Raw genomic sequence first — 24525 nt, forward strand, 5'->3', positions numbered from 1 at the left:
TTAGTTTCTTATTGGTGCAATAGCGGATCGTAAACCGTCACCAACCAGGTTAACGGCAAGTACGCTGAATAATATAGCTACACCAGGAATGGTAACAGTCCAGGGCGCCAGTAATAAATTATCTAAGCCCTGTGCAATCATCGCGCCCCATTCTGGACTCGGTGCCTGGGCGCCAAGGTTTAAAAAACCTAACGCAGCAATATCTAAAATGGCTGCCGAAATAGCCATAGTAATTTGAATAATAAGTACTTCCCATACATTTGGCATAATAACATACCAAAAAATTTGCAGATTATTAGCACCGTCAAGCCTAGCGGCAGTGACATATTCTTTTTGTAATTCTTCATGAACAGCCTGATGGATTGTGCGAATAAACTGCGGCACCATAGCGATTCCAACCGCCCAGAATACGTTATAAAGTCCTGGCCCTATAACCGCGACCACTAATATGGCCATTAATAATGATGGAATAGATAAAAGAGCATCGAGTAAATGCCCTAAAATACTAGACTTTAGCCCTCGCATCATGCCGGAAATCGAACCGATTAAAAATCCAAAGAATAGTGCGCAGCTTACAATAATAAGTGACATGCCAAACGTTAGCTGAACACCGTGTAAAATACGGCTGAATATGTCTCGCCCGAGATCGTCAGTGCCTAAAAAGTATTCCACGTGCCCTAATGGATCCCAAGAAGGGGGCAGTAATAAAATTTGTTGATTCTGCTCATTAACAGAATAAGGGGCAATAAAGGGGGCTAAAATAGTGAGTAATAATAAAAAACAAACCCCCCCACAATCCAATAAGTGCAAATGGATTTTTAGAAAATGCTTTCCATACCCTACCAGCAGGGGTAGCAATATAGTCTTGTTTGTAAATCTTAATAGGAGGCATACAGTTCCTTTTTGCTCATTGGATTGATCACTGTATGGATAAATTCAATCAGTATGCTTAAAAAGATAATTAACAGTGAAACAGAAAATATACCTGCTTGAATGACGGTATAGTCACGTTGGTAAATACCTGATACTAACCAGCTACCTACTCCCGGCCATGAAAAAATAACTTCCACAACAATACCATAGCTCGCAAATGAGCCTAACATAATCCCGATGCTTTTAAGCACAGGTATCATTGCATTTGGTAATGCGTGGCGAATAATAATTTTGAATGTGTGTAGGCCCCTAGCTTCAGCAGCACGAATATAGGTTTGATTCATCACATGTAACATTGCCTGATGTGTAATGCGCACTATTAAGGTAAAGGGCAAAACCGCAAGTGTAATAGCGGGCAAAATCAAGTGCATGATGGCATCGACAAAAGCTTGAAGCCGATAAGCGGAATCGGATAGCAAGGTATCAATTAACATGAAACCAGTGACAGGCTCAATTTGATAAAGTAAATTTATTTGCCCAGAGATAGGCAACCAGCCTAAATTTACGCCAAACCAAAGTGATAAGGTTAATCCAAGCCAAAATATCGGAGTGGAATAACCGGTCAAGGTAAGTCCTAATATACTACCCTGGACAAGTTTATTTTTGCTCAGCGCCGCAATAATTCCAATTGGTACGCCTAAAAATAATGCGATAGCGCCTGAGAATAGTGATAATTCAAATGATGCGGGTAGCACCGCTTTTAATTCGTCATAAACAGGTTGTTGTGAGTTTATGGAAATGCCCATGTTGCCTGAAAAACGTTGTTGTACATAAGCGATAAATTGTCTTACATCATTACTATCTAGTTTAAAGTCTTGATATATTTGAACGAATTGTTGATTGGTCGGTTGTTGAATACCGGTTAAAGCGTAGGTCTGATCTACGGGGAATAGATGAGTGGCATAAAATAATACGGCCATCATAATCAAGGTTGTGGCTAAAAACAAACTGCTGCGTCTAAAAAAATATTGCCACATAATTATTTACTCTCTGGTGTTTTCTCAACTATTTTTGCAAATGCAATGCCGCCATAGGGCCTTACTTGCATTGAGGTTATAGTGTCTTTCTTTAAAATAACCTTCTGAGCATGCGCAATAGGAATAAGCGGAACTTGATCACTCAGTATGGCTTCAGCTGCTTGGTATATTGCCTTACGCGCTTCACGTTCAGTAGTATTTTGAGCACTGGTTAGTAAGTGATCAAAATCTTTTTGGCACCATTTTGAACGGTTATTGTGCGATGCTAAAGCTGCGCAGCTAAGTAAAGGAGTAAAGAAGTTGTCAGGATCGCTATTATCTGCGTTCCATCCAATTAGCACAGAATCATAATCATCACGGATAAGTTTTTGTGTAAAGACACTCCAATCATATGAAACGATATTGATTTTGACGCCAATTTTAGCCAAATCAGCTTGAATTAATTCTGCTGTTTTAAGGGCGTTAGGGTTATAAACTCGCGCCACTGGCATTGCCCAGATATCAATTGATAATTTATCAATACCGGCTTCATTTAATAGTGCTTTAGCTTTTGCAGGATCATAGTTATTGGCATTGATATTATCAGAATATGCCCATGACGCGGGCGGTAAAATCCCTTTTGCTTCTACTGCAATGCCATTATATACCACGTCTAAAATATTTTGTTTATCAATAGCGTGTGCCAGCGCGCGTCGGACCTTAATGTCATTTAAAGGTGGCTTTTGAGTGTTGAGCGCCCAAAATGCAACATTAAGCCCAGGTTTAATATCCACTTTGATATGCTTATGCTGGTCTATTACTGCTAACTCTCCAGCTTTAGGCAAGGCTGATACACTGCAGTCGCCGGTAATTAATTTGGTAATACGCGCAGTGCTTTTAGGTGTGATATCAAAAACTAAATGCTCAATGTCTGCCGCCGCTCCCCAATAATAAGGATGCCTGTTGTAACGAATGTACTCATTTTTGACATATTGATTTAATTGAAATGGGCCAGTGCCAATAGGCTGGAAATCTATCTGTTCGGGTTCTCCATTTTTAAGCAACATGTCGCCATATTCTGCAGACAGTATCACCGCAAAGTCTGTAGCTAAATTTGATAAAAATGAAGCATCTTTACGATTCAAGTGGAAAACCACATGGTGAGAATCAATTTTTTCAATTGAACCAATAAGTTTATCAAAACCGATGCTTTGAAAAAATGGATAACCGGTGCGACTAACGAAATGATAAGGGTGTTGCGAGTCAATAATGCGATTAAACGAGAATAAAACGTCGTCTGCATTGAACGCTCTTTGTGGTTTAAAGCGACTTGTTTGGTGAAATAAAACATCATTACGCAGCACAAAAGTATAATTTAAACCATCATCACTAATGTGCCACTCAGTGGCTAACCCTGGCACAATATCACCCAGTTCAGGGTCGTAATTAACTAACCGACTGTATATTTGATGGGAAGTGGCGTCGATAGTTGTGCCTGAAGTGACAAGTTGAGGGTTAAAACTTTCTGGGTTACCTTCACTACAATATACCAGCCCTGGGGGGAGGGTTGCTTGACCACACGCACTGAGTATAAGTCCGCCAAGACATATAAACATATGCTGAATCTGTTGTCTTAAAGACATTGCCATAGCTAAATCGTATTTTATGAGTCTGAAGAGCTATTTTAGCAGTGTAAATATCTTGGGAGCAAACAAGTTATTAAATTGTTTTTTTTAGTTTTTATCTTTGCCCTTTAAATGAATATTGAATTAAAGGGCAAACAGAGAGTTTAGCTTCACAATAAGTTGTATTTTTTTAGAATCCCCCGTAGTTGATGATAGCTAAGGCCTAAGTTTTCAGCGGTTTTCTTCTGATTAAACTGGCTTTCAGCTAAGGCTAATTGTAATAAGGTGACTTCTTGTTTTTCTGTGTACTCTTTAAAGTCGATAGGGAAGTTGATTGGAGGTAATTGTGTTGTTTGCCCGTGATGGCTCTGTGAAGTTGATGACTCTATGGAAGGGCTCGCTTCTATACCCATCGACTCAGTGTTTGTCTCATCGACATTATTCGAAATAACGGGCTGAATAAATGCCTGTTGACGCTCTTTGGTTTTAACACGAGTTTGTGGTCTATAAGGAGATGCGAAAGGGTCAAGAATAATATGATCTATTTGCTGCCCCTCACTACCTTCTCGATATACGCTACGTTCAACCACGTTTTTAAGTTCTCGTATATTACCTGGCCAGGTATAACTTAATAATTGTTCAACAGCTAAAGGACTAAAACCGCCAAAATATTCTAGTTTGAGTTGCCTAGCCATACTGATGGCAAAGTATTCAGCTAAGTCCATAATATCTTCTGTACGACAACGCAGTGGTGGTAAAGTTATTACATCAAATGCTAATCGGTCTAATAAGTCTGCTCTAAATTCACCGGATTCAGCCAGTGCAGGTAAATCTTCATTTGCCGCACATATCAAGCGCACATCGGTTTGCACCGTTTTACTGCCGCCCACACGTTCAAATTCACCATATTCAATTACCCGTAATAATTTTTCTTGAATAAGCCCAGAGGTATTTGCTAGCTCATCTAAAAATAAGGTGCCGCCGTCGGCCCGCTCAAAACGGCCTTCGTGTTTTCCTTTAGCTCCAGTAAATGCGCCAGATTCGTGACCAAAAAGTTCGCTTTCGAGCAAGTTTTCACTTAAAGAAGAGCAATTCAGTTTGATAAAACTCTGATCCCACCGACCGGAAAGATAATGTAGCCGCTCTGCGATTAGCTCTTTACCTGTGCCACGTTCACCAATAATAAGCACAGGCTTTGACAAAGGGGCTATTTTAGATACATGCTCTAATACTTCGAGTAACGCATTGGATTGACCGATAAGGTTATCTTGCTGAAATTGCTTATTCACAGTATTTTAGTCTTTTACGCTAATTATTGGTGAAAATCATAATAGATGGCTTAAGAGAATAAATAAAGAAAAACATCATTTTCACTTTAAGTAACTGAAAATAGAGTATTTGTAAATGTTGGCACACATAATGTATTAGTCTATGCGACATCTACATATAACTTTGAGGAACACATTATGGGAATTTTCTCTCGCTTTGCTGATATCGTTAATTCAAACATCAGCGCAATACTTGATAAGGCCGAAGATCCAGAAAAAATGGTTCGCCTTATCATCCAGGAAATGGAAGATACAGTCGTAGAAGTGCGTTCTACTTCAGCAAAAGTGTTAGCTGAGAAAAAAGAACTACTTCGTCGTATTAGCCGAGTGCAAGAGCAAGTACAGGATTGGGAAGATAAAGCTGAATTAGCTATTTCAAAAGATCGTGAAGACTTAGCTAAAGCTGCGTTGGTTGAAAAGCAAAAAACAGCTGGTTTGCTGGCAACGCTTGAAGCGGAATTAAAGGTTGTTGAAGAACACATTGCTCGTTTGAAAGATGAAGTGGCGCAATTACAAGATAAGCTAACCGATGCGCGTGCCCGTCAAAAGACGATAATCATGCGTAAGCAAACAGCGACTTCTCGTTTAGAAGTTAAAAAGCAACTTGATTCAAGTAAAATTGATGATGCTATGATGAAGTTCGAACAATACGAGCGTCGTGTTGAAGGACTTGAAGCGCAAGTTGACGCTTATGATTTAGGCAAGAAATCGACCTTAGATGATGAGTTTGCCGCGCTTAAAGCTGAAGACTCAGTTAACGATGAGCTAGCTGCATTAAAAGCAAAGATGAAAGCGAAAAACCAACCTAAATCAAAAGTATAATAATTTTTCAGAGGTGAGTTATGGATATGGATCTTCTTATTGCACCAATTATCATCTTTTTGGTTATTGTGGCACCTATCTGGTTGGTTCTTCATTATCGCAGTAAGCGACAAGTGAGCCAGGGGCTCACTGAAGAAGAATTTAACCAACTAAATGATTTAATTGCTAAAGCGGAAAAGATGGGTGGTCGTATTCATACGCTTGAAGCAATTCTTGACAGTGAATCTCCAGAATGGAGGACCAAACATGAGTGAACCTAAAGCGCGAACCTTATACCGAATTCCCCAAACGGGTAAAATTGCAGGTGTATGTGCGGGGATTGCAGAGTATTTAAATTTTGAAGTGTGGTTGGTCAGAGTGGTCGCTGCATCAATATTTTTACTCGGTGGTAGCGGTGTAATCTTAGTCATTTATATCGCAATGTGGATGATTTTAGATGTAAAACCGCGAGTGCAACAGCACCAAGACAACCATAAAGACATTGAGCTTAAAAAGAAAGTTTGGCAAGCGGGCGAGCCAGCAAAACAGGCATTGTTTGATGTCAATCGACAGTTTTCAACATTGGAAGCTCGATTACAAAAGCTTGAACAACATGTTACTTCAGACACATTTGATTTGAAACGCCAAATCAATAGTCTGTAATCAAATCTAGGGCGGTTATCCGCCCTTATTTTATTTGGAATCAGCCATGAGTTTACTGGATCGATCGCTCAATAAAATAACTCAGTCAGCCCAATCTTTACTTCATCGCAGTACCGACCGACATGTTCGCCTAGCGGTAACGGGTTTATCTGGTGCTGGTAAAACCGCATTTATTACTGGATTGGTGAATCAGCTGCTACATGCTGGTGTGAACTTCGATAAAAATCCTTTACCTTTGTGGCAAGTTGCGCGTGACGGGCGTTTACTGGCGGTAAAGCGATCATTACAACCTGATCTTGATATCGCCAGTTTTGATTATCAAAGCGCAATGCAAGCTTTGGGTGAACAGCCTCCGCTTTGGCCACCATCGACACGAAATATTACTGAACTGCGCCTAGCGATTAAGTATCGTCCAGAGCAAGGTGTGTTAGCTAAGCTAACTGACTCAGCGACTTTGATTGTTGATATTGTAGATTATCCTGGTGAGTGGCTGCTCGACTTACCTATGTTAAAACAAGATTTTACCGCCTGGTGCTTAAGTCAGCAGCAGGGCGTGAGGCGATTACAAAGCTCCCCTTTATATAGTGCATTTGCAAAACAAGTCACAGCACTCGATTTATCAGCCCCTGCCGATGAGCAAGTGTTAAAGCAAATAGCAGATGGTTATCAGCATCTTTTACAAGACATGGTGCATAAGCAGGGCTTTTATTTTGCTCAACCTGGAAGAATGCTATTGCCTGGTGAGTACGAAAATACCCCGCTGCTAACATTCTTTCCATTATTGTCATTATCGCCCGCTCAGCATGCTGAGCTGAGTCAGTCTGATCCCGCTAGCACTTATCAGGTGCTAAAAAAGCGCTACCAGCAATATGTTATTCAGGTGGTTAAACCATTTTATAAGGATCATTTTGCTAAGTTTGATCGCCAGGTGGTGTTGGTTGATTGCTTAAACGGTCTAAACCATGGGCAGAGCCAGTTCAATGATATGGGATTGGCATTAAATAGTATTATGGAAAGTTTTCAGTTTGGGCAGTCGAGTTTACTAAAACGCCTGTTTTCGCCAAAAATTGATAAGGTGCTTTTTGCCGCAAGTCAGGTGGATCGTGTAACCCGAGGTCAACAAAGTCATATTTTGAGTCTATTAACTGACATGCTAAAACAAAGCCAGCATTTTGCTCGTTTTGAAGGTTGTGAAGTCGAAACCATGGCAGTTAGTGCGATTAAAGCGACTCAGCATGGGATGATTAATACAGCTGATGGCCAACAAGAAGTGATCAAAGGGCGCGATAAAACGGGAAAATTAATCACCCTTTACCCTGGTGATGTGCCCAGCCACTTACCAGATGCTGAATTTTGGCGGCAACAGGGGTTTGGTTTTCCAACTTTTGCACCGCCTTATCAGGACTTTGTTTCTGGTAGCAGTGTTAATCCACAAGAGCGTCTTTATCCCCATATTCGTTTGGATCATTTATTAGAGTTTTTACTAGGCGATAAGCTTGCCTAATTAGTGAGTATTAATTGTATGGAACAGAGTAATACAATAAAACAGGCTAAAGTGTTTTCAGCACAAGACGTTGAAGAATTGACTGAAATACAACATTCAGAGATTCGTTCAGTTCCAGCGTCAAAGTCTATTAAACCCGCACAGTCTTTTGATCACGCCGATTTTATTGATGAATTGTCATCTATGTCGCAAGTTGACGCTGATAGCGATGAATTCAATCAAATGATGCCAGAGAGCGTACTAGATGAAGTGACAAAAGAGGCAAAAAAACCACATCGTTGGTCGTTACTGGCAAAGCTATCTTTACTCGCTATTACACTGCTTGTCATAGTACAAACTGTGACGGGTTTGATTAGTGCCTTTGAGACAAGTCCTTATCTATTTAGTTTCTACTCTATGGCACTGGCTGTGGTGATGAGTTGGGTTGCCATGGTAAGTATCAAAGAGTGGCGTAAGTTAGCGGCACTAAAGCAGGTCAGTGTTGATCAAGACACAGGTTCACGATTAGCTGATAGCATGCAGATAGGGGAAGCTGAAGCTTATATTCAAACATTATTACAGCGTTATCCTGATAATAACGCCAAGCGTGCGTATTTATCCCAAGTCAGTGCGGAACACAATGATGCAGAAAAAGTGCTACTTTTTGATGACTTAGTCCTTAGCGAACGTGATGAACTTGCTAAGCAGTATGTTGCTCGATTTGCTGCAGAGTCGGCATTATTGCTGGCGGCTAGCCCTTTAGCTGCATTAGATATGGCGTTGATATTATGGCGAAATCAAGCAATGATTTCAAAAATTGCCAAGGTTTATGGCATTGAACTTGGCTATTGGAGCCGAATTAAACTCATTCGCTCGATTATTGTTAATATCATTTATGCTGGTACAGCTGAAGTGGCAACTGATTTAGGCACTCAACTATTATCGGTTGAGCTGACAGGCAAACTTTCCGCACGAGTCGCGCAGGGCTTAGGTGGTGGTTTGTTAACGGCAAGGTTGGGTTATCAGGCGATGAGCCTATGTCGACCAATTCAGTTCAATTCGAAGAATAAACCAAAATTAAGTAAAATACACCAACACTTATTGGCTGAGATAAAAGGGCTGACGATTGATGCATTGAGTCAGTCAAAAGCATTAAAAGAGCAGGTCATTAAGCAAAAAAACCAATAAATTAACAAGGTGATTTGTATGTTTTTTAATCTTAGTCTAGCCTTATTATCTGCTTTACTGATGAAGTAGATTATTGAGCCCGCCAGGGAATAGGGAAGTCGGCATATAGGCTCTGATTTTGGATAACAGGAGAACACCATGAAAATATCATCTTTTTGGCTTGCAGCTGTGATGGCGATAATGCTTTGTACCTTTGTTAATAATACAGCCTATGCAGCACAAGAAACAACGCCAAGCATAAAAGCTGCAACTGAATCTAGCGCTAAAATGACTGCTAAAGTCAATCTGAATAAAGCGGATGCAGCACAGTTGCAAACTCTTAATGGGATAGGCGAAGCAAAGGCGAAAGCAATCATCGAATATCGCAATAAAAATGGTAAGTTTACCGATATAAAACAGCTGACTCAGGTCAGTGGTATTGGTGAAAAACTATTAACTCAAAATGCAGACAGGTTAGCTATTTAAAACGAGTCTGGTAATAAAAAGGAAGCATTAAGCTTCCTTTTTATTTAACTGCAACTGCCTTTTAACTATATTTGTTATAGATAATTGCGGCTTGTAGATAGTTGTTTATTGTGCGTTTAAAGCTTCGCCATTGGTGTTAAGCGAATCATCTCCCATTAAAAACACATAGGTTGGCATGATATCTTCTGGCGTTTTTAATGCTTGTGGATTTTCAGCCGGGTAAGCTTTTGCACGCATTTCAGTACGAGTAGCACCAGGGTTAATGCTGTTTACTCGTACTGAGGTGTTTTCACATTCATCTGCCAGAACTTGCATCATGCCTTCGGTAGCAAATTTTGAAAACGCATAGGGTCCCCAATAGGCACGACCTTTTCTGCCAACACCGCTTGATGTAAAGATGATAGAGGCATTTTTAGCTTTTCGCATTACAGGTAACAATGCTTTAGTCATAATCGCCGCTGCAGTCACATTCACTTTCATTATTTTTTCTAGTGATGTTAAGTCTATATGCTCAAACGGCCCAAGTGCGCCTAAGTGTGAAGCATTATGTAACAGGCCATCTAATTGCCCAAACTGTTCAGCAATGGTGTCGGCCATATCGAGATAATGTTGCTCAGTAGCGCCGCTTAAATCTAAAGGGACTATCGCAGGATTTGGTGAACCCTGCGCCACTATCTCATCGTATACTTTTTCAAGTTTTTTAACGGTTTTACCCAGTAGTATTACCGTGGCACCATGTGCAGCGAATGTTAATGCCGCTACGCGACCAATGCCATCACCAGCACCTGTAACCAATATTATTTTATTACTAAGGAGATCTTTTTTAGCTTGATATTCCAACATGATTCATTAATTCCTTGGGACGGAACTGCCCGTCAAATCTACAATCGAACAAAACATAAACGACTGTTTTAAACAAATGACTGATATTTGTATGTCAAACAGTCAATAGTGTGTAATAAACTTGTAGCTAACTCTATATATTTACGTTAACTTGAGACTAGCTAAGGACTAAAATAAGTCCTTATGGTCACAGGATTGGACTATTGTGACCAATTTTTGGGGAAAACAAAATTATTACAACAAGATTTGGGGAAAAAAGATGAAAAGACTCATTTTGGGTGTTGCTATTGCATCTGCTCTAGGACTAACCGGTTGTTCAGAAGAAAGCTTCAATGAAGCAAGAGAAACAGCAACTCCATTAGTACCTGTTTCACATATGCAATTTGATCCAGCTAACGGCAAGGTACCATTACCAAACGATTTACTCTTCAGTGGCACGACAGACGGCACATTAAGTATTCCAGGTGAAGATGGTATTGATTATGTCAATCCACAGCTTGCATTAGGTGCCCTAGATGGTTGGTCAACCTCATCTCCTATTACTATTACTGTTGACCTTGCCAATGACTTAGATGGCAATAAATTAACACTGGATGCTGCTTCTGTATTTCAGCCAGGTGCCGTAAGAGTATTTGAAGCAACGGTTGGCGGGGCATTATCAAGTGACCCAGAATGTAAGGCAGCCGCTTCAGTATCTGCATGTAAAGTAGGTGAAGAATTATCATTTGGCGTAGACTTCGTTTCTAAGGCTTCTGGTAATAAAGTTGCCATTGTGCCACTTAAGCCACTTAAAGCTGGCCAGTCATATATTTATGCAACAACTGACCTGATTCAAGATTCACTTGGGCGTGGTATTGCACCTTCAACAACCTATGGTTTGCTGAAGTTAGACATTGATGTTAATCCTTTAGCAACACCTCAACAATTACAACTACAAGGATTAGTAAACAGTTATGAAAAAGGTATGGCAGAAGCACACGGTGTTGATGCTGAAACCATTAGTTTCTCAGGTTTATTTACCACTCAATCGGTAAAAGATGTATATGAAACGACTAAGTTACTAATGGCGTCTCGTGCACCTTATAAACCTTCGTTCGTTCAAACTCCTACTCCTATGCCTAATGGTGCTGGTGGTGTTGTGACAGTTGCGCAAGCAGCAGGATTAACACCTGCAGACGGTGCCGCTTATGTGGTTTCTAGTTTAGCGGATGTGTATACCGCGAGCATTAAGTTGCCTATGTATGGAAGCTGTTCATCAAGTGCTTGCTTAAGCCCACAAGGTGCGCCGTTAATTAATGGCCGTTGGTTTGCCCAAGGCGATAGCCCTGTATCAGTCTTATTAGCGGTTCAAGCTGGTAAGATGAGTCAAGCTAACTTTGCCCAGCAAGCTATTGGTTTTGGTATCGACCCAAGTGCTGCACTTGCTAATCCTGCTTTGCTAGCCGGTTACCCTTGGATGTTAGATGACGGTACCGTTGCCGATACAACCAAGCATTTAACAAAATTCAATCCTATTCCAAAAATCATGAGCTATGAAACGGTACCAGTATTGATTGCAATCCCAAATGCTGCGAAAGTTGCAGCATTTCAAGCATCTCAAGGTTTGACCTTTATGCCGCCAACGAACGGCTGGCCAACTAACATTGCATTGCATGGTTTAGGTGGTGGTAAAGAGATGGCCTTAGCCTACGCAGGTTCTTACGCTGCAATGGGCATTGCTACAATTGCGATTGATATGCCATTGCATGGCGCCCGATCATTCGATGCCAATGGTGACGGCAAGTATGAAGTGTCGGCAACTGACCCATCTTACGGTGCGGTAGTTGGCAAACCTGATGCATTCAAAAATGGTAGCCCATTAGTATTTGTCAATATTGGTAGTACATTAACTGTGCGCGATAACTTCCGCCAAGCGACAATGGATCACCTAGCGCTGCGTTTATTGCTTACTGGTATGTACTCACAAATTGCCCAAGCGGGTGGTCAGCAAGTATTCGATATAAGCAAAATCAGTGCACAAGGTTTAAGCCTTGGTGGGATTGTAGGCACAACGTTCTCAACTTACGCAAGCACAGGCTTAGTTGATCCAGCATCGGGCACACAATTACCTAATGCTTATGGAATAACTGCATCTTCACTAGTTGCTCCAGCAGGCGGTTTAGCAGGGGCTTTTGCTGGCTCAGCAGCCTTTGGTCCAGTATTGTTTGATAGCATTAGTAAGTCAGATACCTTTATGGCGTTGGTTAATGCTGCTAATAAAGTACCTGGTTATGAAGTGGGCTCACCAGAATATGCCGCATTAGTTCAAGCGGTTTATGCCGAGTTTCTTCCGACTTTTGCATTTGCTGTTCAAACAGCGGTAGACAGTGCGGATCCAATTAACCATGGTGCTAAATTAGCTGCAACAGGGTTACCGGTTCATTTAATTGAAGTGGTTGGCGATGGCGCTGGTAATCTATCAGACCAAACTTTACCTAATGCGGTTGCTGGTTTTCCGCTTTCAGGTACAGAGCCATTAATTACTTCTCTTGGTTTAGGTTGTGCGGATTCAACAGCTGCGGGTTCTGCTGCGGTTCGCTTCTCTAAAGGACATCACAGTTCGATTGTGAGCCCACGTGAGACAGCAGCAACTGATGGCATGGCAGCGCAAGCTACTGCTGAAATGCAATCTCAAGTAGCCATGTTTGCTCGTACTGCAGCATTAGGTTCTGCAACTGTATTAATTTCTAATTCTGATGTGATTCAGTCTTGTAATTAATCATGACAATTTAGTCTTTTGATTGTTTAAAAACCCAGCAAAAGCTGGGTTTTTTATTGTTTGTTTCTCAGTAGATGTTGGTAAACTAAGTTAATATTTTTTTTCGGAGTAAATTTTGAATTTTTTAATTGAATACGGCATGTTTTTGGCTAAAGCGGTCACTATAGTGATTGCCATCGTGACTGTCGTCGTTGTTGTTATCGCCAGCGGAATGAAAAACAAAACCGATAAAGGCGAGCTAATACTGACAGATTTAAGCGATGAGTTATTGCAATTAAAACATGATTTGAAACACGAGTTATTGTCTAAGAAACAACTTAAAGCTTACGAGAAAAAAGTTAAAGCAGAAGATAAAGCAGCCGACAAAAACGAGCAACCAATTAAAAAAGTTTATGTTCTAGACTTTAAAGGCAGTATTGATGCTGGTGAAGTTGCTTCATTGCGTGAGGAAATTACTGCTATTTTGATCATTGCTGAAGAGGGTGATCAAGTATTAGTCAATGTAGAAAGTGGTGGTGGGATGGTTCATGGCTACGGCTTAGCATCAAGTCAATTAGACCGTTTACGCCAAGCCAATATCCCATTTACTGTTTGTATTGACAAGGTCGCAGCCAGCGGTGGTTATATGATGGCCTGCGTGGCCAACAAAATAGTTGCTGCCCCGTTTGCTATTGTGGGTTCTATTGGTGTAGTAGCGCAATTACCTAACTTTAGTCGTTTGCTTAAAAAACATGAAATTGATTATGAGCAACATACCGCAGGCAACTTCAAACGGACGTTAACAGTGTTTGGCGAGAATACCGATGAAGGACGAGAAAAGTTCCAACAAGAATTAGAAGAAACCCATGTGTTATTCAAGCAGTTTGTTAGTCATTATCGTCCAGCGTTAGATTTAGATAAAGTGGCTACTGGCGAGCACTGGTATGGTAAACAGGCGATAGAGTTAGGTTTGGTTGATGAAATTGCTACCAGCGATGATATCGTGTTGCAGCTAGCCAAAGATCATCAAGTTTACAAGCTTAAGTACCAAATGAAGAAAAAACTGGCTGATAAAATTGCCCACGGTGCATCGTTATCTGTTAACAGTGTAGTTAATAAGCTGACTGAGCTTAATCGGCCCATTTAGTTATCTACTAGAGAGCAAGGCTTAATGCTTAAACAAGGCGGTTATAACGCAAATTTAATGGTGGGTGACCAATGTTATCCCGCTTTTGAGCTGCGTAATCTTTTGCTGTTTATCCAACAAGAATTAGGTGATGAATTGGTGCAAACCGTTTGTCAGCAAATTGGTGTTGGAATGGTGGAGTTAGCTGCTAGTCAATTTGTTTATGTGTGGCAAGTCGATTTTGCGCTTGAAGCCTTGCGCCTCAATAGCACCCACGACATGGGAGCAAGGTTAGGCGCCAGTTATCAGGTTAGTAGTTTAGATTTACTGTTACCTTATTTAAACCAGTTTGACTCTTTAGATGACTGTTTACAGTTTGTGGTTAAAAACCCGCAATTGGTCGGGAGTTTTACTGATAGTTTAGTGCGGTTCGAGGATGGCAAAATTTGGGTTCGTTGGCTTAATACGGGTAAATCGAATAGAGAAAAATATTCGTTTCAGTTTCAGCACAGTATTTGTTCCCTTGTTGGTTTGGCTAGGCAGCTGGTGGGGCAAAGTATTATGATAAATGATATTCACTTAGCTGAAACCTGTGATCAAAGTGTTATTGATAATGGCTGTTTTTTATCTGAATTTACCGGTGCAAACATTTGCTATCAACAAAGTTATTTTGAGTGGAGCATCGAACTTAAGTGGTTAGCTTTACCTATCACCTACCTCTTTGACACTAAAGATAATCACCTACAAACGCCGCAAGTACCGTCATTAATTGAAACCGTTTTACAGCAACTTCGTCAATCAATGCCTTCAATGTTAACCTTACAGGGTATGGCAGAAAAAATGCATATGAGTGATAGAAGTTTACGGCGTAAATTGGCATCAGCGGGCAGCAGTTATCAAAAACTGGTCGATCAAGTTCGATGTCAGATGGCCATTAAAATGATTCTATCCGATAAAATGCATGTCGAAGATATTGCCGAGTTAATGGGTTACAGTGATGTAAGCCATTTTCGGCAAAGCTTTAAACATTGGTTAGGCTACCCCCCAGGCTATTTTTTACGTTTAAATAAACCTGAGTAAGCTTACTGACAATTGCCTAAACTTGGTGGCAATGAATCTATCCAGCGTTTAATTAACTCAGCCCCTTCGGTATGAATAACCTCTCTGCCAATAGGGGGCATTTTATCTTTTGCTGACGATAGGATTTGCCTATTATGCACAATAGAGCGTTCGCCATTTCCCGGCACAATATCATATGCAAGGCCATTAGGGCCGCCATCCCAGCCTGGAGGCTGTTTACATATGCCATATTGAGAAGATGTATGATCTATTTCAACACCGAGTCTAAGCCCTGAAATACTGGCAAATCCTTGCGAGTTATGACAATGGGCACAGTTGATATCTAAATAGCCTTTTGCCCGCGCGGTGAGATCTTTTGAATCGTCTCCTAATTCGAATGACTGTGGTGCATCATCTAATGAGGTTAACCCGTTAAGCCAACCCTTATTGCTCCAGTACTGTAATTGATTAATGCTTTGCCCGTTAGCGAGCATTATTTGGTGGTTTAACACATGGGTTTTTAAGCCTATAGGCATGATTTTACTTGTTTGAACATCAATCACTTGATGGCAAATTTTACACTCTGCTCTACTGGGAATATGGTATTTAAATTGTAGCGTTTCACCTTGATTATTCATGGTGTGTGATACATCCGCCCCGGTAATGATTAATTTAGCTTGTTGGTTTTTCCATTGATACGTCAGCGCTGTCCAACCTGTCTCGCGGTGGATTAACAGCCGCGTTTCTATTAATACTTCGTTTTCACGGCCTTTAAGGCTAGTGTCATAGGGAAGGGCAAAGGTTTTCACTAATACCGAACCAACTGGAGGCGTCATACGCTCACTGGCTTGGTAATTAAATGATAGCCCTTGTGGAATAAACAAAAAACGGTATTTACTGGCATAGTTAGAAAAAAGCTCAGTAGATAACTGGTATAGATGCCCCGGCGTTCTCGGTGAGGCTGTCGGGAGGCTAGGGTCGATAAACAGACTGTAGTCGGCTAAGTCGTCACAATCTTTACTCATTAATGCTTGCCAGTTCACTTCAGAGGTTTGGCTTTTACAGACATCATCTTCGCTGGGCGGATTGACTATTGGCGGTATGATTATTGGCGGTGTAATCGTTAATGGTGGGATTTCTGCTTCACTATTTCCGTCACCGCAGCCGTATAAACAGACCAGAGCAAGTATCAAAGTTGAGATAAGTCCGCCATTTTTTACTGACAAATTGGCTAAGTTGCGAATATATTTTTGGGGCATCTTATGATCCTCCACATAATAAAGCCGGGTTTCCCCGGCCTTATTTTAGTGACAACGCGTTTATCTTATGAACAGCTAGCAGCGGGTAAGCGTTTAATCCACTCGCTGATTAACGCGACCCCTTCTGCATGGGATAAACTTCGACCAATCTCAGGCATACGGTCACCCGGGTTGTTGTTTTCCATCCGGAAGTGAAGAATAGATTCAGCAGGCTTACCTGGAACCACATCAAAGCCTAAGTTACCACCACCATAAGCAACAGGTGACTTACAGGTACCATGCGAGAAACCTGCATCATCAGCATAAGCACGCCAGTATTCAAGCTTTAAGCCTGTGTTTGATGCGTTGCCTTCAGGACGATGGCAATGGGCACAGTTAATGTCTAAATAGCCTTTAGCGGTTTGCATTAATTGGGTATCGGTCATGCTGGTAATATTAGTCTCATCACCATCTTGGTATTGAGGAACACTATCAACCTCAGTTAAATCAGGTACACCTTGTAAAATCCCTGCGGCTTGCCATTTTGTTAACTGATTCATAGTACCCTCAGCGTAAGCGTAATCACGATTTAAATGACGCGCTTTAGGGCCAATTGGTACGAACACTGCGTTGCTATCATCATCTGCTTTAAACTGATGACATTGTTTGCACTGGTTCATGCTAGGGACAACATAGTCAAAGTTTAAATCTTCTCCTTTATGAGTGATTTGTTTACCTTGAATAGCACCTGCTTTAGCAATAACCGCATCAGACTTGTCTGATTTCCAAACATAGGGCAATGCGCTCCAGCCTGTTGCACGATGAATTAATAATCGTGTTTCGACTAAATCTTCATTGGCAAAACCACGATTATTGGTGTTATCAGGTAATGCGAAGGTTTTACTGATGACAGTGCCGACAGGGAAGTTAAATGACTCATTTGCTGTGTAATCAGCTTTTTTGCCCTCAGGCACATATACAAAGCGATACTTAGTCGCATGGTCAGTAAATAACGGGGTATTTAAATCATAGGGTAAGCCACCAGAATTAGGCCCGCTTGTTGGGTTTTTCATATCGGCGAATAAATTATAGTCCGATAGGTTGGGACAGTTTGCTTTAAGAAGCGCATCCCAATTAACATTGCTACCTTGTGTTTCACAAAGCGTTAAATCGCCATCGCCAACTAAACCGCCTTCACCTTCACCAATCGTACCGCCGCCACCAACTAAGGTGCCGCCATCGCAACCCGCGGTATCATCATCGACACCACAGCCGAAGATTTCATCGCCAAAGGTGACGGTATGAACCGGTAAGCTGACTTGTGAGCAAGCGAGTAAATCAGTTTGTGGCGCTTGGAAAAGCGTGTCAGGAATATTCATATCGGTATTAGAATTAGCAAATAAACGACCGACACTCACATCACCGTTGTTTTGAACACAGACATTGTCGCTACCGTCTGTAGCAAAGGGTAACTCTTGAAGGCCTAAATAGGCCGCCGTCCCATTATTTGACAGCATTTCACCTAACCCATCGTACAAAATCCCCGGTAATTTTCCATGGGTGAGTACATAGGCTTTAATAATATCATCAATCAGATAACCCTTAGGTTTTGAGCCGTAGTCAGTGATGATGTTATCGTGAATATGAATATTACGCGGAGTAGGGCGCCAGCCATCGCTGATCGCTTGACCAGGTTGACCATAGTTACCGACAAAAGTACTAATGTCAGGCTCTGCAATAAAAAAGCTTGATACCGTTAAGCCGATAGTGTCGTGGTTGGTGATTTGGTTATTGAATATTTCAACATTATCGGTAGATAATACAATCACCCCAGTCCCAGGGGGGACAATATGCACACCAGCAGGGTTTGATGAGGCGTTAGCAAAATTTAAGGTATTGTTATCATAAACTTTGTTATTAAAGATACGCACACTAGAGCCATAACGATGGTTATTAATCGGTAAATCAAATACTAGAATACCGCCAGTATTACCCATTGCCTCATTGTCATAAACATCGGCGTATTTTGAGTTTTCAATTTCAATACCCGCTACGTTCTCTTTGGCAATGTTACGACGAACCACAATGTATTCAGACTGACCGACATAAATACCCGCATCGGCGCTGCCGCGTACATAGGTATCTTCAATCAGAATGTTCTCACATTCAACCGGATATAAACCGTAAGCGCCATTATCTTGGTCCAGCTCGCCTTCCCAAATAGTGGCTAATCGACGCAAAATAATGCCATTGGTGTTTTTAAGTTTTATGCCGTTATTTTTGGCTTCGTTTACAGACAAGTCTTGAATGATAATATTAACCGCATTTTGAACGAATATACCGTCTCCTGAATTAGCATCAGAAAAGTCCAAAACGGTTTCATTCATGCCGTAACCCATGATAGTGACATTTTTAGCGAAGGTACCATCACCATCAACATCACCATCAAATAATAATGTAGATTGAATTTTAAAATGACCTTTGGGCAGAACAATGACCGCATTCGATTGCGCGTTAATTAATGCTTCTTGAATACTCATGGTGAGATTTTCGCCAGCTTCAACCATAATTGCACCTTCAGGGAAGGTAGGGCTGGTTTCTGTTGGGGGTTGAACGACTGGTGGGGTGATGTTTACTGTTTTATCGTCATCAGAACCACAACCGGTAAGCCCGATACTTACCGCTGTAGCCACTATTGTTGGCATAAGCCAAGGCAATTTCTTGTTGAACATAGCATCTCCTGCTTTTTATTATTGATATTGGTTTGATTGAGCAAACCACTACGGTTTTTCCGTATGCTGTTCAACATGCCTTGTTTGGAGATCGTTAATCAATGTGAAATCTGGCCACAATTTTGTAACATATTTTTTTTAGTCTTAAAAACAAAAACGGCAGCCTAGGCTACCGTTTGAAACGCATGTATAACGTTTTGATAAAAATACTGTTATTTAAGCCTTGTAACTTAAATGCTGATGGAAACGTAAAATCACATCAATGTGTTCTTTATCAATATCAAATTCATTAGTGAAGTTGCGAATTGCGTCTTCCACTTGATTCATGAATCGACCAAAGCCTTCATCGTTAGCGTCATTTTTACCTGCAACAATAACGAATCGAATCGCTTCAACTAATTTTTGGTCATCCCAGTGCAATATCGGTGCAGGGGCGTCGGCGTTAGGATCAAAGCCGACCATTTGAAATTCTGCAGTGCTATTTAAACGCTCAAACTTACTATTACGCACTAGCGGCACTTTACCGTTTGCGACCATGGCCACACGAAATAGTTGGCTATTATTAGTTGCTGCAATAAATTTATCAGCGACATTTTGATAGCTAGGACCAAAATTAGTCATGTTCTCTGCAAGAAGTTGTTTCTTAATTCGACGACCGATAGGTAAGCTAACGGTGACGTAATTCAGTGTGCTGACATCTTCTGGTAGATTACATTCACGGCGTTTATAGCGGTTATCTACTGCACGTAGTTTGTAACCGTAGGTTTCTTTGATGCCTTTATTTTTAGCAAAGAAATCGTATGAAATATGCTGATGGTCACGTACTTTAATTTTAATATCTTTAACTGGTAGCAAAGGTTTAACTTCAGCTAGAAACTTTTGTACGTTGGCATGGAAGGTTGCAGAGTTACTGCGAAGTTCAGTACCCGTTGCTAAAAACACAATTTTAAGTTTTTTGGCTCTATGACCGGCAATACTGTGCAAACGGTTTGCTTCGTGATGAGCTGGATTATAGAAAAAACGCAGTTGCTCTTCAGTTGACAGGCAATATGATTCACTATGGAAACGCACCATAGGTAGTTTGTCTGTGGCAATCACATGAACATTAAACAACTCATGTTTTTCGGCTACCTGATAAACTAGTTTACTGAATTCGTGGTAGCAAGTGTCTACATCGGCATATTCAGCTAAGAAAGCATCAGTTAATGGAAAGCCTACCGAAATATATTGGTTTTTGCGTGTTGCGGTAGGTAGGTATACTTTTTTTTGACGACTGACGGACATAATTTTTCCTTTTAGTCTTGTTAGGTCTTATTGTAAATATTGTTTGAGTAATAATATTGATTTAACGTTTTAAACAAATCCTTGTAATCACATTCTAAAGATTAAATCTTAAAATAATATGACTTTTTGTTATTTTATGTTGAATATATTTAACTAGGATCACATTTTTAGCGCATCAATGATCCAAGGCTTCATCCATTGCGTAATAACCGGCTGGGCTTCTACGTTAGGATGGATTCCGTCGCGTTGCATCAGTGCTGGGTTGGGGGCAATTTGTTGCATGAAAAATGGAATAAGCCCGATATCATAGTCTTCAGCAAGTTGACTAAAAACATCGTTGAACATTTTGCTATAACGTGGTCCGTAATTGGGTGGCACCATGACTTCTGTTAGTAAAACTTTTGCGCCTGCTTGTTGTGACAGAACAATGATTTTTGTAAGATTTGATTTCAGTTGTGCTGGTGGAAATCCACGTAATCCATCGTTACCACCCAGTTCAACGACAACCAGGTCAAATTGCATCGATTCCAGTAAACTCGGGAGCCGCCTTGCTCCTCCTGCGGATGTTTCACCACTGACTGAACCATTAATGATAGTGTGTTCTGGGAGCTCATTACTTAACAATTGTACCCAACCTTGACCTTCTTCCATGCCATAACCTGCACTTAAGCTATCACCTAGTATCAAAATCGTGGCAGCATAGCTGGTAGAAGAAAGTGAAACAATAATAATTAGCGTCGTAAGACTGCGCTTAATAGCTAATTTTAAGAAGGATCCTATGTTGACAAATTTTGCTAAAGATTCTAGTGCCATTACAGTAACTAACCTCATAAAAACGGTGGTAACTCAAGAAGGTGAACTGACTATCCTCAAGGGCATCAACATGGATGTCAAGCAAGGAGACAGCGTTGCAATATTAGGACCCTCTGGCTCGGGAAAGTCAACATTACTTGGTTTGTTGGCCGCATTAGATACACCAACATCTGGAGAAATATTACTCGATGGCGCGGCATTATCAGGTTTAAATGAAGAGCAAAAGGCTGCCCTAAGAAAGCGCAAAGTCAGTTTTGTCTTTCAGTCGTTTATGTTGGTCGATACTTTGACTGCGCTTGAAAACGTAATGCTACCCGCTGAGCTTGCAGGGGTAAAAGATGCCAGGCAAAAAGCACAAAACATGCTTGAGCGTGTAGGATTATCGCATAGATTAACCCATTTACCGAAACAGTTGTCTGGTGGTGAGCAGCAGCGCGTTGCCATTGCAAGGGCCTTTATCTGCGAACCTAAAGTACTATTTGCCGATGAACCAACCGGAAACTTAGACAGCGTTAACGGTGATAAAATTGCCGATATGTTGTTTGAACTTAATCAAGAAAGTGACACAACTTTAGTGTTAGTTACCCATGACCTGCAGCTTGCAAAACGCTGTAAACGTCAATTTGTGATGGATAATGGCCTGTTGACCGAGCCTAATGCGTCCGTCGCTAATACCAATGCACCTCAAACCAATGCACCTCAATTTGAAGTAAACGGGGAGGCGCACTAATGGAATGGCAGTTAGCATGGCGTTTATTCAAACGTGAACTAGCGCAGGGGCAGTTGCTGCTTATCGTACTGGCTATCACCTTAGCCGTGTTATCCGTCAGTGGCCTTGCGCGGGTAAGTGAACGCTTACAAGTTGCTATCAATGGTGAAGCGGCGACGTTTATTGCAGCCGATAGAAGTATTGATTCACCGGTTGAGGTTGATCAAAAGGTACTGCTTATAGCTGATGAGTTAAAGCTGAATCATGTTACTAATATGCAGTTTAACTCCATGGTCTATGCGGGTGACAAGTTTCAGTTAGTCACCATAAAAGCGGTCGGAGAGGGTTATCCTTTAAAAGGGAAAGTGGAGTTATCTACCGGTGAAACTTCACTGTTACCGGCTAAAGGCCAGGCCTGGTTTGAAAACCGTTTAGGCGGACTGTTAGGTTATCCAAAGTCATTAGAATTAGGTAATAGTGATCTGCTGTTATCTGCCGAAATAAGTCGTTTACCCGATGGTGGTTTTAACCCATTTGCTTCTGCTCCTGTGCTGTTAATGCGCCTTGATGATGTAGACGCTACCGGCATTATTCAACCCGGTAGCCGTGTGAGCTACATATATCAATTCACCGGTGATGCAGATGCATTAGTTGCCTTTGAAGAGCAAGCAAAGCCACTATTGAACAACAGCCAGCGCTGGATAGATGTCCAATCCGGTGACTCACCAATTGCCTCGGCAGTTAAACGTGCGGAGCGTTTTTTACTGTTAGCCAGTTTACTCGGTATAGCTTTAGCGTGTGCCGCTATTGGTATTGCTGCGCAGCGTTATTGTCAGCGCCATTATGATGTCGTCGCCATGCTAAAAACCTTCGGCGCATCGGCAAAGCAAATTAGATTGTTATTTGGCTTTCACCTTATGTTGGTGACCTTGCTGGGTATAGCGTTAGGTTTATTCGGTGGAGTATTACTTGATTTAGCTATTACTCAGTTTTTACCTCCCGAGATAGCGGCGTATTCACCGCCTTATCTGCGACCATTGCTGCTGGGAATGTCAACAGGATTGATCAGCGCCTTTATGTTTTCTGCTTATCCGTTAATGCGATTATTGGCAATTCCACCTTTACGAGTATTGCAACGTCAACTTGAAGGGCTGCAATTTGGCATGTGGTTGCATTTGTTACTCAGCTTAGGAGCTATGGCACTGTTAGGCTACTTATACTCTCGTAGTCTCGCCCTAACCATGACGGTGGTGCTCACGGTACTATTACTCGGTGCATTATTGAGCATACTGGGTTTTGTGATGATCCGCATGGGGCATAGTGTAGGCATGAAAACCACTAATCCACTGCAATTAGCATTGGCTGGTCTTCGCCGCCGAGCAAGACAAAATGCAGTGCAACTGGTTGGTTTTAGTAGTGCCTTGGTATTATTGCTGACTATTTTAGCGCTAAGACAAGATTTGCTCAATGAATGGCAAAAGCAGCTTCCAGAAGATGCACCTAATTACTTTTTAGTCAATATTGCGCCGGAAGACAGCCAACCATTACAGCAGTTTTTAGATGATAACCGCATTCAGGCAACCGATATTTATCCTGTGATTCGTGGACGTTTAACCCACATTAATGATGAAGAGTTGATTTCGGGTGAGCAAGAGCGTGCCGGTATTGCTGGGAGAGTAGGTATTTCTCGAGAATTGAATCTGACCCATCGTGATACTTTACCACCTAATAATCCGATAGTTGAAGGGGTGTTTAATCAGGCCGATGATGAGGTTTCAATCGAGTCTGGTGTGGCAGAACGGTTAGGGCTCGCGTTGAATGACACCATGACATTCAATATTGATAACCAGTCGTTTACCGTAAAAGCGACCAGTATACGCAAGGTGCAGTGGGAAACTTTGCAGCCTAATTTCTTTATGATTTTTAGGCCCAAAGCCTTAGCACCTTTTTCGTATACTTCTATGGCCAGTTTTCATTTAAATGACCAGGATTTAAAGGCGCAAGGCAGCGAATTAACCGCCAATGCTGTTGTGCTGCAGTTGATCCAGCAGTTTCCGACTATTTCAGTGATTGATGTTGGCGCTATGGTTGAACAATTGCGACAAATTATTGATCAAGTGTCGTTATCGCTAACCTTAGTATTGGTATTAGTCTTACTTGCCAGTGCGTTAGTGTTAATAGCACAAACCGAAGCGGGAATGGCAACAAGGCAGCGCGAACTAGCAGTATTAAGAACCTTTGGCGCATCGGGTTGGTTACTGCGCGCAGCAACGGGACTTGAGTTTGCGTTACTCGGTGCAATAGCGGGGTTCTTAGCTGTGATTGTTGCTGAGTTTGCCCTTTATATGCTTAAAACCCAAGTATTTGAACTTGTGGTTTATATGCATTGGGAGTGGTGGGTTATTGCGCCAATATCGGGTGCGTTAGTGGTAGCATTATTGGGTGTCTGGCGTTGTCGTCAATTACTCAATCAATCATGCAGTGAACTATTGAAAGCGGGTTAAATACACAAGGGAGATAAGTTAATATCTCCCTTTTTGTA

19 protein-coding genes and 1 pseudogene are annotated in these 24525 nt (G+C 41.4%); 11 read left to right on the forward strand and 9 right to left on the reverse strand.

What is annotated here, in order from left to right; translation table 11 throughout:
• The 4 genes and pseudogenes from ACRWQL_RS16640 to pspF all read right to left on the reverse strand — a co-directional run bounded on the left by ACRWQL_RS16640 (window position 1) and on the right by pspF (window position 4803).
• Window positions 1–892 (reverse strand): annotated as a pseudogene (locus ACRWQL_RS16640) (ABC transporter permease subunit).
• Window positions 879–1910, reverse strand: a complete 1032-nt coding sequence (locus ACRWQL_RS16645; protein WP_434938408.1) for an ABC transporter permease subunit — start codon at window positions 1908–1910, stop codon at window positions 879–881. Before ACRWQL_RS16645 ends, ACRWQL_RS16640 begins: the two are co-directional and overlap by 14 nt.
• 2 nt (window positions 1911–1912) lie before the next feature.
• Complete coding sequence (locus ACRWQL_RS16650) at window positions 1913–3538, reverse strand: ABC transporter substrate-binding protein (protein ID WP_434951149.1); 1626 nt, start codon at window positions 3536–3538, stop codon at window positions 1913–1915.
• 146 nt (window positions 3539–3684) lie between these two features.
• Entirely contained in the window at window positions 3685–4803 is a 1119-nt protein-coding gene (gene pspF, locus ACRWQL_RS16655; protein WP_434951151.1) for a phage shock protein operon transcriptional activator, read from the reverse strand.
• A gap of 177 nt (window positions 4804–4980) precedes the next feature.
• Here pspF and pspA point away from each other — a divergent pair, with 177 nt between their 5' ends.
• From pspA to ACRWQL_RS16685, 6 genes are all read left to right on the forward strand, one after another.
• Window positions 4981–5664: a phage shock protein PspA gene (gene pspA, locus ACRWQL_RS16660; RefSeq protein WP_434931553.1), complete on the forward strand. Its 684-nt coding sequence runs from the start codon at window positions 4981–4983 to the stop codon at window positions 5662–5664.
• A 20-nt stretch (window positions 5665–5684) separates the two neighbouring features.
• Window positions 5685–5918, forward strand: coding sequence for an envelope stress response membrane protein PspB (pspB, locus tag ACRWQL_RS16665; RefSeq protein ID WP_235089213.1), 234 nt, complete (start codon window positions 5685–5687; stop codon window positions 5916–5918).
• Entirely contained in the window at window positions 5911–6306 is a 396-nt protein-coding gene (pspC, locus tag ACRWQL_RS16670; RefSeq protein WP_434931554.1) for an envelope stress response membrane protein PspC, read from the forward strand. The genes pspB and pspC overlap by 8 nt, the downstream gene beginning before the upstream one ends.
• Before the next feature lie 46 nt (window positions 6307–6352).
• A complete protein-coding gene (locus ACRWQL_RS16675) occupies window positions 6353–7810 on the forward strand; it encodes a YcjX family protein (RefSeq protein WP_434951153.1) in 1458 nt (485 codons plus the stop codon).
• An 18-nt stretch (window positions 7811–7828) separates the two neighbouring features.
• Window positions 7829–8977 (forward strand): TIGR01620 family protein, encoded by a 1149-nt coding sequence (locus ACRWQL_RS16680; RefSeq protein WP_434951155.1) that lies wholly within the window; start codon window positions 7829–7831, stop codon window positions 8975–8977.
• A 138-nt stretch (window positions 8978–9115) separates the two neighbouring features.
• On the forward strand, window positions 9116–9442 hold the full coding sequence (locus ACRWQL_RS16685; protein WP_434931558.1) for a ComEA family DNA-binding protein: 327 nt from the start codon (window positions 9116–9118) through the stop codon (window positions 9440–9442).
• Window positions 9443–9547: 105 nt separating this feature from the next.
• On the opposite strand, the gene ACRWQL_RS16690 is transcribed toward ACRWQL_RS16685, so the two are convergent.
• A complete protein-coding gene (locus tag ACRWQL_RS16690) occupies window positions 9548–10285 on the reverse strand; it encodes a YciK family oxidoreductase (RefSeq protein ID WP_434951157.1) in 738 nt (245 codons plus the stop codon).
• Window positions 10286–10544: 259 nt separating this feature from the next.
• On the opposite strand from ACRWQL_RS16690, the gene ACRWQL_RS16695 reads away from it, so the two are divergent.
• From ACRWQL_RS16695 to ACRWQL_RS16705, 3 genes are all read left to right on the forward strand, one after another.
• Entirely contained in the window at window positions 10545–13043 is a 2499-nt protein-coding gene (locus ACRWQL_RS16695; protein ID WP_434951158.1) for a VolA/Pla-1 family phospholipase, read from the forward strand.
• 115 nt (window positions 13044–13158) lie between these two features.
• Window positions 13159–14169 (forward strand): protease SohB, encoded by a 1011-nt coding sequence (sohB, locus tag ACRWQL_RS16700; RefSeq protein WP_434951160.1) that lies wholly within the window; start codon window positions 13159–13161, stop codon window positions 14167–14169.
• Window positions 14170–14193: 24 nt separating this feature from the next.
• Complete coding sequence (locus ACRWQL_RS16705; RefSeq protein WP_434951162.1) at window positions 14194–15228, forward strand: helix-turn-helix domain-containing protein; 1035 nt, start codon at window positions 14194–14196, stop codon at window positions 15226–15228.
• Between the two features lie 2 nt (window positions 15229–15230).
• On the opposite strand, the gene ACRWQL_RS16710 is transcribed toward ACRWQL_RS16705, so the two are convergent.
• From ACRWQL_RS16710 to ACRWQL_RS16725, 4 genes are all read right to left on the reverse strand, one after another.
• Window positions 15231–16466 carry an SO2930 family diheme c-type cytochrome gene (locus ACRWQL_RS16710; protein ID WP_434951164.1) on the reverse strand — a complete coding sequence of 412 codons (1236 nt, stop codon included), beginning with the start codon at window positions 16464–16466 and terminating at the stop codon, window positions 15231–15233.
• Between the two features lie 65 nt (window positions 16467–16531).
• Window positions 16532–19177, reverse strand: coding sequence for a parallel beta-helix domain-containing protein (locus tag ACRWQL_RS16715; RefSeq protein WP_434951166.1), 2646 nt, complete (start codon window positions 19175–19177; stop codon window positions 16532–16534).
• 216 nt (window positions 19178–19393) lie between these two features.
• Window positions 19394–20461, reverse strand: a complete 1068-nt coding sequence (locus tag ACRWQL_RS16720; protein ID WP_434951168.1) for a DUF3083 family protein — start codon at window positions 20459–20461, stop codon at window positions 19394–19396.
• Between the two features lie 159 nt (window positions 20462–20620).
• On the reverse strand, window positions 20621–21274 hold the full coding sequence (locus ACRWQL_RS16725; RefSeq protein WP_434951170.1) for an arylesterase: 654 nt from the start codon (window positions 21272–21274) through the stop codon (window positions 20621–20623).
• On the opposite strand from ACRWQL_RS16725, the gene ACRWQL_RS16730 reads away from it, so the two are divergent.
• Together ACRWQL_RS16730 and ACRWQL_RS16735 are read left to right on the forward strand one after the other, a co-directional pair.
• Window positions 21240–22004 (forward strand): ABC transporter ATP-binding protein, encoded by a 765-nt coding sequence (locus ACRWQL_RS16730; RefSeq protein WP_434951172.1) that lies wholly within the window; start codon window positions 21240–21242, stop codon window positions 22002–22004. The genes ACRWQL_RS16725 and ACRWQL_RS16730 overlap by 35 nt on opposite strands.
• Entirely contained in the window at window positions 22004–24487 is a 2484-nt protein-coding gene (locus ACRWQL_RS16735) for an ABC transporter permease (protein ID WP_434951174.1), read from the forward strand. Before ACRWQL_RS16730 ends, ACRWQL_RS16735 begins: the two co-directional genes overlap by 1 nt.
• Window positions 24488–24525: the final 38 nt, after the last annotated feature.

Origin of the sequence: Shewanella sp. HL-SH4, from assembly GCF_051164845.1 — a bacterium.
GTDB classification, from domain to species: domain Bacteria; phylum Pseudomonadota; class Gammaproteobacteria; order Enterobacterales; family Shewanellaceae; genus Shewanella; species Shewanella glacialimarina.

What these genes read in the sequence shown, in the direction of transcription:
- ACRWQL_RS16645 (WP_434938408.1), bottom strand. Translation starts at nt 1,910, where the DNA reads ATGTGGCAATATTTTTTTAGACGCAGCAGTTTGTTTTTAGCCACAACC.
- ACRWQL_RS16650 (WP_434951149.1), bottom strand. Translation starts at nt 3,538, where the DNA reads ATGGCAATGTCTTTAAGACAACAGATTCAGCATATGTTTATATGTCTT.
- pspA (WP_434931553.1), top strand. Translation starts at nt 4,981, where the DNA reads ATGGGAATTTTCTCTCGCTTTGCTGATATCGTTAATTCAAACATCAGC.
- pspB (WP_235089213.1), top strand. Translation starts at nt 5,685, where the DNA reads ATGGATATGGATCTTCTTATTGCACCAATTATCATCTTTTTGGTTATT.
- pspC (WP_434931554.1), top strand. Translation starts at nt 5,911, where the DNA reads ATGAGTGAACCTAAAGCGCGAACCTTATACCGAATTCCCCAAACGGGT.
- ACRWQL_RS16675 (WP_434951153.1), top strand. Translation starts at nt 6,353, where the DNA reads ATGAGTTTACTGGATCGATCGCTCAATAAAATAACTCAGTCAGCCCAA.
- ACRWQL_RS16680 (WP_434951155.1), top strand. Translation starts at nt 7,829, where the DNA reads ATGGAACAGAGTAATACAATAAAACAGGCTAAAGTGTTTTCAGCACAA.
- ACRWQL_RS16685 (WP_434931558.1), top strand. Translation starts at nt 9,116, where the DNA reads ATGAAAATATCATCTTTTTGGCTTGCAGCTGTGATGGCGATAATGCTT.
- ACRWQL_RS16690 (WP_434951157.1), bottom strand. Translation starts at nt 10,285, where the DNA reads ATGTTGGAATATCAAGCTAAAAAAGATCTCCTTAGTAATAAAATAATA.
- ACRWQL_RS16695 (WP_434951158.1), top strand. Translation starts at nt 10,545, where the DNA reads ATGAAAAGACTCATTTTGGGTGTTGCTATTGCATCTGCTCTAGGACTA.
- ACRWQL_RS16705 (WP_434951162.1), top strand. Translation starts at nt 14,194, where the DNA reads ATGCTTAAACAAGGCGGTTATAACGCAAATTTAATGGTGGGTGACCAA.
- ACRWQL_RS16710 (WP_434951164.1), bottom strand. Translation starts at nt 16,466, where the DNA reads ATGCCCCAAAAATATATTCGCAACTTAGCCAATTTGTCAGTAAAAAAT.
- ACRWQL_RS16715 (WP_434951166.1), bottom strand. Translation starts at nt 19,177, where the DNA reads ATGTTCAACAAGAAATTGCCTTGGCTTATGCCAACAATAGTGGCTACA.
- ACRWQL_RS16720 (WP_434951168.1), bottom strand. Translation starts at nt 20,461, where the DNA reads ATGTCCGTCAGTCGTCAAAAAAAAGTATACCTACCTACCGCAACACGC.
- ACRWQL_RS16730 (WP_434951172.1), top strand. Translation starts at nt 21,240, where the DNA reads ATGTTGACAAATTTTGCTAAAGATTCTAGTGCCATTACAGTAACTAAC.
- ACRWQL_RS16725 (WP_434951170.1), bottom strand. Translation starts at nt 21,274, where the DNA reads ATGGCACTAGAATCTTTAGCAAAATTTGTCAACATAGGATCCTTCTTA.
- ACRWQL_RS16735 (WP_434951174.1), top strand. Translation starts at nt 22,004, where the DNA reads ATGGAATGGCAGTTAGCATGGCGTTTATTCAAACGTGAACTAGCGCAG.